This is a genomic window from Pedobacter nutrimenti (assembly GCF_003208655.1).
Lineage (GTDB): Bacteria > Bacteroidota > Bacteroidia > Sphingobacteriales > Sphingobacteriaceae > Pedobacter > Pedobacter nutrimenti.
This window is the reverse complement of sequence record NZ_QKLU01000008.1, coordinates 88894-103895: the sequence shown is the minus strand read 5'-3', so window position 1 is coordinate 103895 and position 15002 is coordinate 88894. Positions and strand designations below refer to the sequence as shown.

Sequence of the window (15002 nt, the reverse complement as noted above, 5' to 3'; positions counted from 1 at the left end):
TTTATTTCTCATCTGCTGCCATGCAGTATGCGATTCCTGCCTGATCTGATTATATTTGCTCTAAATGAGTTATAACGTAAAACATTCCCAAATTTATCTATTTTTTCTGTTAGCAACCGCTTTTTTTTCATGGGCAGGTCGTTTATTGTATAAAGTCAGCGGGAAAAATTACATCCTGCAGACCAGGGCATGCGCTTCCCTGCTGCTCTGCGTACTGCTGTTTTCTGCATGCCAGCAAAGCGACAAACCAGATGTGAGCAAGATCAACCTGGACCTTAAAATTATTCGTTTTGACAGAGACCTGATCCAGCATAAAAGCGATGATGTCGCACAAACTGATGTTTTGCTGAAAAAAAAATATGGTGAATTTTACGACGACTACATCCACAGGATGGTTGGCGACCATAGCTATACCGGAACCGATATCCTGACGACCCTATATAAGGACAAGGCTTATGCCGATCTGAGCAAAGAAACAGACAGTGTTTTTCCAAGCCTGGCCCCGATAGAAAAGCAGCTCAGCCAGAGTTTCAAATACATTAAATACTATTATCCCGAGGCCAGGATCCCCCGCTTCATTTCATTTGTATCAGGTTTTTCTGTTCAGACGCCCCTGGGTGATGATTATATGGGTATTGGCCTGGACATGTTCCTGGGAAAAGACAGTAAATTTTACAAGGCCATTGTGACCAGTGTTCCAGTATACCTTTCCAGAAGGTTCAGCCCCGAATACATTGTTCCAAGGCTAACTGAAACCTATGCCCATGAAGAACTCTTTCCCGAAAGTGATGACAACAGGACTTTACTTTCTAAAATGATTTACAGTGGAAAAATTCTGTATTTTATGGACAAGGTGCTCGATGAAAAAGTTCCCGATTCTGTAAAAATTGGCTACAGCAGTACGCAGATCAACTGGTGTAAAAAATTCGAAGGTGACATTTGGGGCTATTTTATGGAAAACAACCTGCTGTACAATACCGATTATCAACAGATACAGGTCTTTTTAAGTGAAGGGCCTTTTACACCAGGCGTGGGTGAAAAAAATCAATCGGCCCCTAAGCTGGGTATCTGGACCGGGTGGCAGATTGTAAAAAAATATATGGAAAAGAACCCGCAGATTAGCCTTCAGCAGCTGATGGCCGAAAAAGATGCGCAGAAAATATTAAGTAAATCCAGGTACAAGCCCAAACAAGCGAATTAATTTACCAATATGGACAAGATAGGGATCGTATTATCCGGGGGCGGAATCAGGGGCATTGCCCACCTCGGTGTTTTAAAAGCCTTTATGAATGCAGGCATCCGGTTTAGCCACATTAGCGGCACCAGCGCCGGCTCTATAGCCGGTGCATTTTATGCCGCGGGCATTGACCCCGAAGAGGGCCTGAATATTTTTATGAAAACCAAACTTTTGCGCTTTGTACGCCCCTCCCTGGGTGCACTGGGCCTGGTCAACATAGAACATACTGCGGCGTTGCTAAAGGAATACTTTCCTGGTGACCGCATCGAAGACCTGAACATCCCATTGACCATTGCAGCGACGAATTTTAGCGAAGGCAGCCTTATTTATTTTACCAAAGGGCCATTGATCAGGGCCATACAAGCTTCCAGCTGTATTCCGGGAATTTTTAAACCCATTATGATTGATGGGCAGATGTATGTGGATGGGGGAATCCTGAACAATTTCCCGGTAGAGCCTTTGTTGAAAGACTGTGACTTTATTATCGGTTCTTCCTGCAACCATTTAAAATCAGTAGACAAAATTACCAACATCACCACCCTGATGGGACGGGCAGGCATCATGTCTGTGAATAAAGATATGGAGCAAAAGGCTAAATTCTGCGATGTAATGATTGAGCCAAAGGGAATGGGAGAGATCAGCACCTTTGACATGAAAAAAGCGGAAACCATTTACTGGCTGGCTTACGAGGAAACCCTCAAAACGATCAAATCAAATGAAAAACTCAGGGAACTGATCCAGGCAAAAAAAGCCAGGTCCTGATGCTTACAAAGCAAGCAAGCGCTCCCCTTTTAAAACAGGGATGGCTTTGCAGACATTTAACTGCAAACAAAACTGAACGTCCTGCTCGATGTTGAGTGCGGCCAAACGGTGGCTGTGTGAAGATTTGGAGAGGTATGCCCTAAGGTCTTGCCGGGCAAGCACATAAAGGTCTTCCGAGGCCACACTGGAATCATCAAAATGAACAAAAGATGCCCGGAGGCGATTCACAACAGCTCCGGCAAACAAGGTATCCTCGAGGTTGAACTGATCTTTCCAGCCTGCACACAACAGCAATACATTTTTATCCTGGTCCTTTAACCAGTTGCATAGGCTGTCCAGGTTCAGGAAAGCACCAATCACCACCTGTGCGGCCCTTTCCCTTGCCAAATGAAGGGCTTTGGTGCCATTTGTAGTGGTCAGGACCACTGTCTTTCCGGCTACTTTTTCTGAGGTATAGGAAAAAGGGGAATTGCCAAAATCATAGCCTTCCACAACTTCTCCGTTTCTTTCGGCGGCCAGTAAATAACCATGATCCTTGTAACTCAGGCAATCTTCCACCTGAGCTACAGGGATAATGGCTTCTGCCCCGTTATCTATTCCATAGACGATAGAAGAGGTTGCTCTTAAAATATCAATGACCACCACGATGCTTTCTTCAATCGCATACAGGTCCAGCAAAGCTGGTGTCAGACAAACTTCAATCTTTCTTTGCATCTACGGAGGGAATTCTATTTATAAAAAGGGAACTTAACGACTTTTGCTTTGATTTGCGCATTACGGATCAGGATATAAATTTCCGAACCTTCTTTGGCTTTGTCCAGGTTCACATAGCCCATACCTATCGCTTTTTGTAAAGAAGGAGATTGTGTTCCTGAGGTGACCCTTCCAATAACCTGGCCCTGCTCATCTGTAATTTCATAATCATGACGTGGAATACCTCTGTCAATCATTTCAAAACCAATGAGTTTCTTTTGAACGCCGGCTTCTTTTTGTGCCTGTAATGCCGCAGAATTGGTAAACGTTTTGCTGAATTTAGTGATCCAGCCCAAACCGGCCTCTATAGGAGAAGTCGTATCATCTATATCATTTCCATATAAACAAAAGCCCATTTCCAGACGCAGGGTATCTCTTGCACCAAGACCTATAGGTTTAATGCCTAAGTCTTTACCCGCTTCAAAAATGGCATCCCAGATTTTATAGGCATGTTCATTGTCAAAATAAATTTCAAAACCACCAGCACCGGTATAACCTGTTGCAGAAACCACAACATTATCTACTCCAGCAAATACACCCTTTTTGAAGTTATAATACTCCATGGAAGCCAGGTCAATATCGGTAAGGCTCTGTAAGGCTTCGGCCGCTTTAGGCCCCTGTATGGCCAGCAAAGAAGTTTTATCTGAAATATTGTGCATCTCTACACCTTCGGTATTGAATTTTTGTATCCAGTTCCAGTCTTTTTCAATGTTCGATGCATTGACCACCAGCATATAGGTTTTTTCATCTATACGGTAAACCAGCAGGTCATCCACAATCCCGCCATTTTCATTTGGCAGACAGGAGTACTGTACTTTTCCATCATATAATTTGGAAGCATCATTGCTGGTTACACGCTGGATCAGGTCCAGGGCTTTATCCCCTTTCAGAATAAACTCTCCCATATGGCTAACATCAAAAACACCCACGCCATTTCTGACGGTCTGGTGCTCAGCATTAATCCCTTCGTACTGAACAGGCATATTGTATCCTGCAAATGGCACCATCTTAGCGCCTAATGAAATGTGTTTGTCTGTTAATGCGGTATTATTCATACTTTGTTATATAAAAATGGTGGCCAAAAGTACACAATTTTTATACATTTATAAGCTGCTGGTAGATATTGAACATCCTTTCTGCAATGCTCGAAATATTATAATTCCGCTCGGCGGTTTTTCTGGCGTTTTCCCCGATTTCCCGCCATTTTACCGGATTGGTAATGCATTGCAGAATGGCCCTGTAAAATTCGTCGGGGGTATTGGCAATCAGAATGTCCCTGCCATGTTCGCAGCTGATCCCTTCTGCAGCCATCGTGGTCGCGATAATACATTTTCTCATGGCCATACCTTCAATAATTTTTACCCGCATCCCACTGCCAGAAAGCAGGGGAACAATCATAATGGCTTTGGAATTGATAAATTCTACGGCATCCATCACTTCACCCTCCACCACCACATTGTCTGAGTCGTAATCAAAAAACTGCTGCTGCATATTTTTACCCGCAATATAAAACCGCAGTTCGCTGTTCAGTTTTTCAATATCCGGCCATATTTCGTCCAGAAACCATTCCAGCCCCTCTTTATTGGGCCTCCAGTCCATGGCGCCCAGGTGAAATAAGGTTGGAAAACTGACTTTTGAAGGGTCAGTAATGTATTTTTCAAAATCAAGGGCCACAGGGAAAACTTCCACATTGATTTCACAGCCAAACCTCAGAATACTTTGCCGGTCGGGCTCACTGATGGCAAAAATTTGGTGAAAGCGGTTAATCTGTTCGGTTTCATAAGACTTCAGCCTTCTGGCCAGAAACTGCAGGTACCTGCGACGGGGCGTAAATTTTTCGGTCAGGGAAAGACGCTCCCAGACATCAAAAACAATATTGTGTGCCCTGTAAATCAGCTTTGCTTTGCTAAAAGTTTTAACCGTATCCAGATAAGGTACGGCAAACAAGCCTTCAAACTGAATCACATCAAACTCGTTTTCCCTCAGTATATTTTCCAGCAGTTTTGCCGCTTCCTCGTCATAAAACCGGGAAACGTTATAGGATTCGTTGGAAAAAATATTAAAAATCGCTCCCCAGATGTTGACTTCCGTATCCAGGCTATAGGAATGAAATTTAATATTTTCGAAAACCGGGTCGTAAATATCGTCGGTATCTACCCGGTGTTTATAGGGGTTAATGCTAAACAGGGTAATTTCTGCATCCAGCCGCAACAAACCCTTAATCGTATTGTATACCACGATCGGGTAACCGCTGTTTGGCGGAAAAGGAACTCTGTATGTTAAGATCAGTACTTTCAACTGTGTGAAAATACTAAGAAACGGTTTAAATTTATAAAGTAAAATTGGTTATGGCCTATTTTTTAGCGAAACGATGCAAATTTTGCAGAGATAGCGGAGCTTCTACCTCGAAAAATTTAAAGAAGTTGCAGCAGAAAAGAGGCCTTAAACAAGTTATTAGATAAATTGTAAACCGTTTCTAATAATCGTCCAGTTATTTCGTCATAGAAAAATTGTTTTTTGAGGCATTTGGAGGGTATAAAAGCACCCTTTTTTATTCAGACAAGCCCACAAACAAATCCAGCTGCGGATGGCTAACGGTAAAACTTTTCCGGTGATGAGGCGTTAAACCATATTCCAGTGATGCTTTCCGGTGCGCAATGGTTGGGTAGCCCTTATTTTTATGCCACTGATAAACCGGAAACGCTGCGCCGATCTTTTCCATATACTCATCCCTATGGGTTTTGGCCAGTATGGAAGCTGCAGCAATGTTCAGGTATTTTCCGTCCCCTTTAACCACACAGGTATGCGGAATTTCCGGATAGGCTTTAAAACGGTTGCCATCTATGCTTAGGTAGGCGGGTTTGGTTTTCAATTGTTCTATGGCCCGGTGCATGGCCAAAAAAGAAGCATTGAGGATATTGATCCGGTCAATTTCTTCCTGGTCTACAGCGGCAACAGCCCAGGCAATGGCCTGCGCTTCGATAACCGGGCGCAATTCTTCGCGCTGTTTATGGCTCAGTTTTTTAGAATCTGTTAGTTCGCCCGGGATAAAATCCTTTGGCAAAATAACAGCAGCTGCAAATACCGGTCCCACCAGACAGCCCCTGCCCGCTTCATCACAGCCGGCTTCCAACAATTCGTCCTGATAGCAGTTTAATAACATGAAGTAAAAATAAGGAATAACAACGGCATTTAAACCATGACGTTTTGGGACTTTACATCAAAAGCATCTCTTAAGCCAATGGCCAGCACATTAAAAGCATATACGGTTAACATGATGCATAAACCAGGCAGTATGGCCAGATAAGCGGCATCCATAATGATGTATCCGTAATGTTCTTTGATCATGCCGCCCCAGCTGGGCATGGGCGGCTGTGCCCCAAAACCCAAAAAACTCAGCCCCGATTCCAGCAAAATGGCTGAAGCAAAATTGGCTGAAGCCACCACCAGTACAGGGCCTGCAATATTGGGCAGAATGTGCCGGATAATGGTCCGTGAAGTAGAAAAGCCCAATGCCCTGGAAGCCTCTACAAACTCCACTTCTTTTAAGGCCATTACCTGCCCTCTGACCAGCCTGGCCACATCGACCCAGGTCGATAAACCCACCGCAATAAAAATTTGCCAGAAGCCCTTGCCAAGGGCAAAGGAAATGGCAATGACCAGCAGCAGGGAAGGCAGTGACCAGATCACATTCATAAACCAGCTGATGGCGGCGTCGGTTTTGCCACCAAAATAACCTGCCATTGCACCAAGGCTAATGCCAATAAACAGGGATATCAGCACGGCGATCAGCCCAACCGATAAAGAAACCCTAATGCCCAGGATCAGCCTGCTGAGCAGGTCGCGGCCATAAAGATCTGTGCCCAGCCAGAAGGTTTGGGTATAGGTATTTTTCCCTTTAAGCAAGGGGTAGGCCATTTCTTCAGACTGCTCGTCGTCTCCAAGGTATTCCCTGGCATACACACGGCCGCCTGCAACGCGGTAAGAAGTAATTGGAATGGCTTTAAAGTCCGGAACCTGTCCATAAATCATTCTTTCCAGTAAGCCTGCTTTTTGTATTTTGTCGTTGCGGCCCAGCACCAAAAACTGAAAACTGCGGCCAGGCTTTTTATTGCTCAGCTGCAGGTGCATGGTATTGGCCATTGGACTATGGTCTGGTGTAATTAAGGAGCCCAGCACGCCCGCAAGCAGCAAAAAACCCAGAAACAGCAAACCGGAAAAAGCAAGTTTATTCTTTTTAAACTTTTTCCAGACTTCCTGCGATGGGCTGTTGCGCTGTTCCATTATTTAACCATTCTTCCTTTCCAGTTGTATTTACCCGAATTGCCGGCTATGCCAATAAAAATAATATATACAATGTGCATCAGGTTCAAAACGGGCAACAGGTATAACAATTCCCTTCTTCTGCCAAACTTAGTCACATCTACTAAAAACAAAAATTCGGCAATAATTTTAACCAGCAGCTGGATCAGGGCCATTTCAAAAAATACTGAGCTAAAAATGCCTCCGACAAAGTTGAGCACGATACTCAGGTTAAACAACCAGACCCCAACACCAAGCACAATGATGGCTTTGTTTTTATAACGGGTACTTTTGGATGCCCAGCGCTTGCGCTGCTGGATAAATTCCGAAACAGTCGGCTTTGCATGGGTATACACCACAGCATCGTAATTTTTCAAAAAGCCTATTTTATTGCCATAGTGGCTGGCCATTTTATGCAATAACAACTCATCATCACCCGAAGCCAGGTCATCTATCCCTTTAAATCCGCCCACCTCATAAAATGCTTCCCGCTCGTAAGCCAGGTTCGCCCCGTTACAGGTAGAAGGTTTTCCATTCCCGATGGTAGAGGCCCCCAGGCCAATCAGGTATAAAAACTCCAGCGATTGTGCCCGTTCAAAAAAGCTTTTTTCCTGAAAATACAGCACCGGAGAAGAAATCATTTTATAGTCGTTCTCTTCATAAAAACCCACAATGGTTTTCAGCCAGGCCGGGTGCATCCGGCAATCGGCATCGGTGGTAATGATTAATTTTCCGCTCGCCCCTCCGATTGCAGTTTGTATGGCTTTCTTTTTATAGGAGTTTAAGGCTTTGTCTTCGTTCAGGACAATTAGTTTTACCCTTGGATAAGAGGCAATGATCCTTGCTGTACCATCGGTAGAATGGTCGTCAATAAAAATGACCTCTACCAGCGCCGGATCATAATCCTGGGCCAGAAGGTCCTCTATGGTTTTGGCAATATTGGCTTCTTCATTCCGGGCAGCAACAATAATAGACACGGGGGTCACGTGCTTTTGTTCGGTCCTTTTATACCAGCGGAGCCTGTGCCAGCCCCTGATGAAAGAAACAACAATCAGCGCATAGCCAAGGGTTAAAAATGCAGATATATAATTAAGTACGTTGAGTATTTCCAAAGAAATTAAGTTTAAAGACGAAATAGGAGCCTAAGATAGCAGGAATTATAATATTTATCAGCCATATGCTTGCCGTACAGGCCACCACAGCAGTGCTTTTATCGGTAATATACTTAAAGAAAAACAATGCCGTGACACTTCTGATGCCAATGTCAAACAAATCGAGGGAAGGCAGGGCCGATTGTACAAAAAACAGGATAAAAACCATCATCATAATATCCAGGTAATGCAGGTCGGGCACCAGCCAGTAAAACATAATAAAATACTGTGTGCTGAAAACCGCATACCTGGCCAGACATAAAAATAAAATCCGCAGGAGTTCCTTTTTTCTGTAACGGCCGAGCACCTTATAAAATTTTTTATATTTTCTGGTCCAGCGCATAGACAGCAAAATGCCATTGAGCCAGCGGATGTTAAAATAAAAGATCACAAAAAATAAACTGTAGGCCGCGGCAAAAACACAAAGGGCCAAAAACAAACGGTAATCCAGCAGTTTAAAACGGTAAATAAAAGCACATATGGCAACAGCGCCGAATACATTGGTGAGCACCATCTGGCCAATATTGCCAACCGCCATGGCCACTACCCCTATTATTCTGCGTTTGGGGGATAAAAAAAACACCCTTCCCCCATATTCCCCAAGCCGGTTTGGGGTAAAGATGGCCCAGGTCAACCCACAGAAAACCGACTCGATGGCTTTCCATAAACTGATCCTTTCTATACTGCTCACCAGTTTTCGCCATTTCACCGCCTCCAGCCCCCAATTGAGCAACATCAACAAAAAAACACCACCCAGTACGGCAATCATTTCATAGCGGGGAGTGCTTTCCAGCAAATGCATAAATCCCTTCAGGTCGTTATTGGTACTGAGCTTTACATAAATAAACCAAAATGCAAAGACTACAATTGCCGTTTTCAGGGTATAGGAGAAGATCTTTTTATATCGGGATGTCAAATTTTTTAATTTACTATCTGCAAATATGCTTAATATTGTTTTATGTTGGTGGAAAAAAAGGAAAGGGTAATTATGGGGATTGACCCCGGTACTGCAGTAATGGGTTATGGGGTGATCCTGGAAAAAGGGAGTAAAATAGAACTGATCACCATGGGTATTGTGCGGATGGACCACCTGGACGACCACTTTCTGAAATTGCAGCGCATTTTTGAAAAAACGGTTGGACTGATGGAAGAATACAAACCTGATGTCCTGGCTATAGAGGCCCCTTTTTACGGCAAAAACATCCAGGTGATGCTAAAGCTTGGCCGGGCGCAGGGTATTGCCATGGCTGCTGCTTTATCAAAAAACATCCCTGTATTTGAGTACGCACCAAAAAAAATCAAGCAATCCATCACCGGAAACGGAAGCGCCGGTAAGGAACAGGTGGCTGCCATGTTGCAAAGGTTGCTCAATTTCAAAGAAACGCCCGAGTTTTTGGATGCCACCGATGGTTTGGGTGTAGCGGTTTGCCATTCCTTCCAAAGGGTATCCGCTTCGGGTGGAAAAAGCAAATCCTATTCAGGCTGGGAATCTTTTGTTCAGGACAATAAAAAAAGGGTAAAGGGCTAAAAAAGGCCCTTTGTCAGGGCCCTTTAATTTTATAACATCGATGCTTTTCTTTTTTTGCGGTAATAGCGGAAAGAAAAATAACCGGCGGCAATCAGCAGCAAAATCATCCACATATTGGTCAGGATCAGGATAAATTCTTTAAAAATCACCCATCCGTTCTGAATATTAAGCCAGAAGCGGGTAAAAAAAGAAGGTCTGTAACTGTACAGGTCGTCATTTCCGATTACAATTTTCTGCACGGTATTGTCCTGATAAAAGTCCAGGGTCAGCGTGCTGTATTTTACCTTTGCATCAATCAGCTGGTTTTCAATTTTCTTATCGACATAATCATCTTTGATCTCCAGGGCGGTTTCTACATTATTGCTTTTTTTATTTGCATGTTTATTGAGCTGGGTGACCGCTTCTGCCCTATTGTTGTTTTTTAGTTTATTGGACAGGTAATTCAGGCTCTGGTCATCCATTTTAAGGGATTGCTGATCCACAAACACAGCCATTTTTGCAATCTTATTGGTAAAGTCGTCCAGTTTTTCAGCAGGTACTTTGGCAACAATCCGTCCCTCTTTGCGGTAAGAGGTGAGCTCCAGCAGGGAATCGGCAGAATACTTTACTTTTTCGGTTTGCTGAATACTGCTTTGCAGGGTGAATTCAGAAATCATTCCCCCTTCTGCTTTCAGGGTGCTGCTCAGTTGCTCTTTGGTGTGCTGTACATCCTTTACCCTAAAACGCATATCGGCGGTTTTAATGATTTTTTCAGCAGCAGTGCTATCAGTGGCCTGCAAAGATTCGGTCGCATCTGCAGATGCGCGGTTTTTTCTTTCACTGTTGCAGCCCCACAGGCCCGCAATCAGAAGGATAAACAATAGTCGTTTCATAAGAAGGTTCATATTTCCCCTTAATACCAATTGCAGCATAAAGTAACCTTTATCCTGCAGGTTAGCGGAAAGCTAAAAAACAAAAAGCCTGCTCCGTATAAACGGAACAGGCTTTTTGTTTAAGCTACTTAAAAAAATTTAAGCAGCCAGTATTTTAAATACTGCTTTGCAGCAGATTACGGTACCGATCATTAAAATTACCCATGAAACGATTGATAATGTAGTTGAATCCATTGCAAAACGCAGGAAAACGCCTACGATACTAATCACGATACCCACAACTAACAATTGATATATAGCTGTCTGATTTGCTTTTTGCATGCTTTCTGTATTATGCTTTGGTGTTTGCTCCATGTCTTTTTTATTTAATGCACAAAAATAAAGATTAATTCAACAAATTAAAGCACAATCCTTAATAAGTTTTTAAAGCTTCTTGTCTTTGGCGGGAACGGTCCGCTTCTTTTAGGTCTTTTCCCTTGTAAAGCGGCTTTTCCCAATCGCCGTACATTGGGTTGGGCAACACAATATATTTGGTTCCAAACCATTTTTGATGAAGGTCGACCTGCTCTTTGGTGTTCTTGTTCTCCCGGTAAAATACATTCGAAAAATCACTCAGGTTATCACCGCAAAGCAGCAGGATATTGTATTTTTCCCTCACGACCAGTCTGCGGGGCTCTTTATCTGAAGTTCCACTTTTTAACACCAGGTGCGCCTCATCGGCATATGGAAAGCCATGCTTTTGCAGGTTTTGTAAGGTACCGTCATGCTCTGAAGTTTCCCTGTTGGTAATGTAAAAGACCTCTACGTTGTTACTTGCCGCAAATTTTAAAAAACCCAGTGCACCCGGAACGGTATCTGCAACGCCCATACTGGTCCATTTGGCCCAGTCGGCAGCATTATAACTCTGGCCCTTATTGATTTCTGTACCCTGAAAAGGAGAATTGTCCAGCACGGTTTCGTCAATATCCACCACCACACAATTGGGTTTGGAACTGTCGGCCGTTTTTAATTGTTCCAGAAGGGATAAACGGGCAAAATTATAGGCCTGAAAAGCCAGGGCCCGGTATTCTCCCGAATGCTGTTCCCATAAAACTGCTGTGGTATAATCCTGTGCGCCCGAACTTTTCTGCGCCATCAGGCCAAGGGGGAAAAGAAAGGAAACCAGGGTAAAAACAAATAGGTTCTTCATGTCAATTTTTTTTCAAAAATAACCAATAACATTCACACAAAGCAATGAAAACAAAAAAGCCTTTATCCATGGATAAAGGCTTTTTATAAGATATGCGGTTAAAACTATCCGTTTAAAGCTGCAGCACCACTTACAATTTCTGTAAGCTCGGTTGTAATTGCCGCCTGACGCGCCTGGTTGTAGGAAAGTTTTAACGCTTTCAACAGGTCACCTGCGTTTTCAGTGGCTTTATCCATGGAAGTCATCCGTGCTCCATGTTCAGAAGCATGCGAATCCAGGACAGCTTTATACAATTGGATTTTAATCGACTTAGGGATCAGCTGTTCAACGATCTGCTCTTTTGAAGGTTCCAGGATATAATCTACATTTGAAACTTTTACATCGCTTGTATCTGCTTTTGGCAATGGAAGCAATTGTTCTGTTGTGACAAACTGAACAGCCGCATTTTTAAAGCGGTTATAAATCACTTCAACCCTATCGTAATCTCCTTTTTTGAAACCGGCCATAATGGCTTCGGTAATTTTGGTTACATTTTCAAAGCTAAGTGCCGAGTACACATCATTGTTATTGCCAATCACCTTATAATTGCGTTTCTCGTAAAAATCCTGAGACTTTTTACCGATGGCAACGATGCTCACATTTCCGTTTTTATACTGCTCGCTGTATTTGTCCGAAATCAGGTTGTTTGCTGCTTTAATCACATTCATGTTAAAAGCACCAGCCAGTCCGCGGTTGGATGAAACCACCACGATCAAAACTTTATTCGGCTCACGCTCCTGTATAAAAGGTGATGAAGATCCTTCCAGACTTGCAGAAAGATTTCCTAAGATTTCTTTCAGCTTTGTAGCATAGGGACGTAATTGTATAATAGCATTGGTCGCGCGCTTTAACTTCGCAGCCGAAACCATTTTCATGGCTTTGGTGATCTGCTGGGTCGATTGTACCGATGCGATGCGTATTCTTACTTCTTTTAAATTAGCCATTCTTCTTTATCTTCTGCAGCGTAACTTAGTATTTACCTGCTAATTCTTTTGCTACTGTTTCCAATACTCCAGTGATCTGATCATCCAGTTTTCCAGCTTTTAAAGCTTTCAAAGTATCTGCATGACGCAATTCAAGCTGTTGTAAAAATTCTGCTTCAAATTCTCTGATTTTGTTTACAGGAACAGAACGCATTAAATTTTTAGTACCAATGTAAATGATCGCAACTTGTTTCTCCACAGTCATTGGTGAAAACTGACCTTGTTTAAGGATCTCTACGTTACGTGCACCTTTATCCAAAACAGATTTAGTTGCAGCATCCAGGTCAGAACCGAATTTAGAGAAAGCCTCTAACTCACGGTATTGTGCCTGATCCAGTTTTAACGTACCGGCAACCTTTTTCATCGATTTGATTTGTGCGTTACCACCTACACGGGATACCGAGATACCTACGTTGATCGCCGGACGAACACCTGCGTTAAACAAGTTAGACTCCAGGAAGATCTGTCCATCGGTAATGGAAATTACGTTGGTTGGGATGTATGCAGAAACGTCACCAGCCTGAGTTTCGATAATAGGCAATGCAGTTAAAGAACCACCACCTTTTACTTTACCTTTTAAAGACTCTGGTAAATCGTTCATGTTTTGTGCAATATCATCGTTTGCGTTGATCTTTGCAGCACGCTCTAATAAACGGCTGTGCAGATAAAACACGTCACCTGGATAAGCCTCACGACCCGGTGGACGACGAAGTAATAAAGATACCTCACGGTAAGCCACAGCCTGTTTTGACAAATCATCATAAACGATTAATGCCGGACGGCCTGTATCACGGAAATACTCTCCGATGGCAGCACCAGAGAAAGGTGCATAAAACTGAAGCGGAGCCGGATCAGCAGCAGAAGCCGAAACCACTACTGTATAAGCCATTGCACCGTTTTCTTCCAGTGTACGTACCACGTTTGCTACTGTACTTGCTTTTTGACCACAAGCTACATATATACATAAAACAGGGTTTCCTGCTTCATAAAATTCTTTTTGGTTGATGATGGTATCGATACAAACGGCACTTTTACCTGTCTGACGGTCACCAATCACCAGCTCACGCTGACCACGGCCGATAGGAATCATCGCATCGATCGCTTTGATACCGGTCTGCAAAGGCTCATTTACCGGCTGACGGTAAATTACACCTGGTGCTTTACGTTCAATAGGCATCTCGTAAGTTTCACCCAAAATAGGTCCTTTTCCGTCGATCGGCTCACCAAGCGTGTTCACCACACGGCCCAGCATACCTTCACCTACTTTAATAGAGGCAATTTTTTTAGTCCTTTTGATGGTATCACCTTCTTTGATGTTGTCAGATGGGCCCAATAAAACCACACCAACATTATCTTCTTCAAGGTTCAATACAATACCTTGCAATCCGCTTTCAAATTCAACAAGCTCACCTGATTGAACTTTTGTTAAACCATATACACGGGCAATACCATCACCCACTTGTAATACGGTACCAACTTCTTCAAGTTCAGCTTCTGATTTAAAGCCCGACAATTGTTGCCTGATAATTGCCGATACTTCGTCTGGTCTTACCTCTACCATAATTTATATTTTCTATTGTAAATCAGTAATATATATTAATTTATATGTTTGGATTATACCACTCCCTGGGCAAATTCCTTTTTTAATTTCTTTAAACCGTTGGAAATACTTGCATCAAACTGCCTGTCTCCAACTTTCAGTACAAAACCACCAATCAGGTCTGCATTCGTTTTTTCACGGATCAGAACCTGTTTAGCGCCAATTTCTCTTTTTACTGTTGCTATGATTTCTTCTCTGCTGCTTTCTGTAAGTGGTGTAGCTGAAGTGACTTCTGCAGTTACAATACCTTTCAGCTGGTTGTATTGGGCAATCACTTCTTTTGAAGTTCCAAATACAATTTCAGAACGGCCTTTATTCACCATCAGTTTCAAAAATGAAATGGTAATTTTATCCACTTTACCATGGAATAAACCTTCAAGGATTCCGCATTTTTTATCAGCAGGAACAATAGGGTTTTTCAAAATGGCTTCCAGTTCCGGATTTTTGTCAATGACCTCTTCAATCAGTAACATATCATTTTTCACCTGCTCCAAAGCGTTTTGCTCTGTAGCCAGGTCCAGTATAGATTTGGCGTATCTTGATGCTGCTTTATTTTCTAACATTCTGCTCTTATTTAGCTAATTGA

General features: G+C 43.0%; 16 protein-coding genes. 3 read left to right on the top strand and 13 right to left on the bottom strand.

The features are described 5' to 3' along the window. The first annotated feature begins 64 nt into the window (after positions 1–64). Together gldB and B0O44_RS20045 are read left to right on the top strand one after the other, a co-directional pair. Positions 65–1201, top strand: a complete 1137-nt coding sequence (gene gldB, locus B0O44_RS20050; RefSeq protein WP_110833886.1) for a gliding motility lipoprotein GldB — start codon at positions 65–67, stop codon at positions 1199–1201. A gap of 9 nt (positions 1202–1210) precedes the next feature. Further along, complete coding sequence (locus B0O44_RS20045; RefSeq protein WP_110833885.1) at positions 1211–1999, top strand: patatin-like phospholipase family protein; 789 nt, start codon at positions 1211–1213, stop codon at positions 1997–1999. Positions 2000–2002: 3 nt separating this feature from the next. Here the strand turns inward: B0O44_RS20045 and B0O44_RS20040 are convergent, their stop codons facing one another. The 7 genes from B0O44_RS20040 to B0O44_RS20010 all read right to left on the bottom strand — a co-directional run bounded on the left by B0O44_RS20040 (position 2003) and on the right by B0O44_RS20010 (position 9121). Then, positions 2003–2713, bottom strand: coding sequence for a 2-phosphosulfolactate phosphatase (locus B0O44_RS20040; RefSeq protein ID WP_110833884.1), 711 nt, complete (start codon positions 2711–2713; stop codon positions 2003–2005). A 14-nt stretch (positions 2714–2727) separates the two neighbouring features. Next, positions 2728–3807, bottom strand: a complete 1080-nt coding sequence (gene gcvT / locus B0O44_RS20035; protein ID WP_110833883.1) for a glycine cleavage system aminomethyltransferase GcvT — start codon at positions 3805–3807, stop codon at positions 2728–2730. A gap of 40 nt (positions 3808–3847) precedes the next feature. Then, entirely contained in the window at positions 3848–5050 is a 1203-nt protein-coding gene (locus tag B0O44_RS20030; RefSeq protein ID WP_110833882.1) for a glycosyltransferase family 4 protein, read from the bottom strand. Positions 5051–5303: 253 nt separating this feature from the next. After that, positions 5304–5915: a ribonuclease HII gene (locus B0O44_RS20025; RefSeq protein ID WP_110833881.1), complete on the bottom strand. Its 612-nt coding sequence runs from the start codon at positions 5913–5915 to the stop codon at positions 5304–5306. A 29-nt stretch (positions 5916–5944) separates the two neighbouring features. After that, positions 5945–7036, bottom strand: a complete 1092-nt coding sequence (locus tag B0O44_RS20020; RefSeq protein ID WP_110833880.1) for an ABC transporter permease — start codon at positions 7034–7036, stop codon at positions 5945–5947. Then, a complete protein-coding gene (locus tag B0O44_RS20015; protein WP_110833879.1) occupies positions 7036–8166 on the bottom strand; it encodes a glycosyltransferase family 2 protein in 1131 nt (376 codons plus the stop codon). Before B0O44_RS20015 ends, B0O44_RS20020 begins: the two co-directional genes overlap by 1 nt. After that, a complete protein-coding gene (locus tag B0O44_RS20010) occupies positions 8144–9121 on the bottom strand; it encodes a lysylphosphatidylglycerol synthase transmembrane domain-containing protein (RefSeq protein ID WP_110833878.1) in 978 nt (325 codons plus the stop codon). Before B0O44_RS20010 ends, B0O44_RS20015 begins: the two co-directional genes overlap by 23 nt. Positions 9122–9163: 42 nt before the next feature. On the opposite strand from B0O44_RS20010, the gene ruvC reads away from it, so the two are divergent. Next, positions 9164–9733 (top strand): crossover junction endodeoxyribonuclease RuvC, encoded by a 570-nt coding sequence (ruvC, locus tag B0O44_RS20005; protein ID WP_110833877.1) that lies wholly within the window; start codon positions 9164–9166, stop codon positions 9731–9733. Positions 9734–9762: 29 nt separating this feature from the next. Here ruvC and B0O44_RS20000 read toward each other — a convergent pair whose 3' ends face one another. The 6 genes from B0O44_RS20000 to atpH all read right to left on the bottom strand — a co-directional run bounded on the left by B0O44_RS20000 (position 9763) and on the right by atpH (position 14979). Beyond that, entirely contained in the window at positions 9763–10605 is an 843-nt protein-coding gene (locus B0O44_RS20000; protein ID WP_110834084.1) for a DUF4349 domain-containing protein, read from the bottom strand. 138 nt (positions 10606–10743) lie between these two features. Continuing rightward, positions 10744–10959 carry a hypothetical protein gene (locus B0O44_RS19995; RefSeq protein ID WP_110833876.1) on the bottom strand — a complete coding sequence of 72 codons (216 nt, stop codon included), beginning with the start codon at positions 10957–10959 and terminating at the stop codon, positions 10744–10746. A 58-nt stretch (positions 10960–11017) separates the two neighbouring features. Beyond that, a complete protein-coding gene (locus B0O44_RS19990; RefSeq protein ID WP_110833875.1) occupies positions 11018–11794 on the bottom strand; it encodes a 5'-nucleotidase, lipoprotein e(P4) family in 777 nt (258 codons plus the stop codon). A gap of 104 nt (positions 11795–11898) precedes the next feature. After that, positions 11899–12777, bottom strand: coding sequence for an ATP synthase F1 subunit gamma (gene atpG, locus B0O44_RS19985; RefSeq protein ID WP_110833874.1), 879 nt, complete (start codon positions 12775–12777; stop codon positions 11899–11901). 25 nt (positions 12778–12802) lie between these two features. Beyond that, the gene (gene atpA / locus B0O44_RS19980; protein ID WP_110833873.1) at positions 12803–14377 is read right to left on the bottom strand and encodes a F0F1 ATP synthase subunit alpha; all 1575 of its coding nucleotides are present in this window, start codon (positions 14375–14377) and stop codon (positions 12803–12805) included. A gap of 53 nt (positions 14378–14430) precedes the next feature. Next, entirely contained in the window at positions 14431–14979 is a 549-nt protein-coding gene (gene atpH, locus B0O44_RS19975; RefSeq protein ID WP_110833872.1) for an ATP synthase F1 subunit delta, read from the bottom strand. Positions 14980–15002 lie beyond the last annotated feature (23 nt).

Bases quoted from the DNA above. Each gene is read 5' to 3' on its own strand.
- atpG (WP_110833874.1), bottom strand. From the start codon at position 12,777: ATGGCTAATTTAAAAGAAGTAAGAATACGCATCGCATCGGTACAATCG.
- ruvC (WP_110833877.1), top strand. From the start codon at position 9,164: ATGTTGGTGGAAAAAAAGGAAAGGGTAATTATGGGGATTGACCCCGGT.
- gldB (WP_110833886.1), top strand. From the start codon at position 65: ATGAGTTATAACGTAAAACATTCCCAAATTTATCTATTTTTTCTGTTA.
- B0O44_RS20040 (WP_110833884.1), bottom strand. From the start codon at position 2,713: ATGCAAAGAAAGATTGAAGTTTGTCTGACACCAGCTTTGCTGGACCTG.
- B0O44_RS20045 (WP_110833885.1), top strand. From the start codon at position 1,211: ATGGACAAGATAGGGATCGTATTATCCGGGGGCGGAATCAGGGGCATT.
- B0O44_RS20025 (WP_110833881.1), bottom strand. From the start codon at position 5,915: ATGTTATTAAACTGCTATCAGGACGAATTGTTGGAAGCCGGCTGTGAT.
- atpA (WP_110833873.1), bottom strand. From the start codon at position 14,377: ATGGTAGAGGTAAGACCAGACGAAGTATCGGCAATTATCAGGCAACAA.
- gcvT (WP_110833883.1), bottom strand. From the start codon at position 3,807: ATGAATAATACCGCATTAACAGACAAACACATTTCATTAGGCGCTAAG.
- B0O44_RS19990 (WP_110833875.1), bottom strand. From the start codon at position 11,794: ATGAAGAACCTATTTGTTTTTACCCTGGTTTCCTTTCTTTTCCCCCTT.
- atpH (WP_110833872.1), bottom strand. From the start codon at position 14,979: ATGTTAGAAAATAAAGCAGCATCAAGATACGCCAAATCTATACTGGAC.
- B0O44_RS20020 (WP_110833880.1), bottom strand. From the start codon at position 7,036: ATGGAACAGCGCAACAGCCCATCGCAGGAAGTCTGGAAAAAGTTTAAA.
- B0O44_RS19995 (WP_110833876.1), bottom strand. From the start codon at position 10,959: ATGGAGCAAACACCAAAGCATAATACAGAAAGCATGCAAAAAGCAAAT.
- B0O44_RS20000 (WP_110834084.1), bottom strand. From the start codon at position 10,605: ATGAAACGACTATTGTTTATCCTTCTGATTGCGGGCCTGTGGGGCTGC.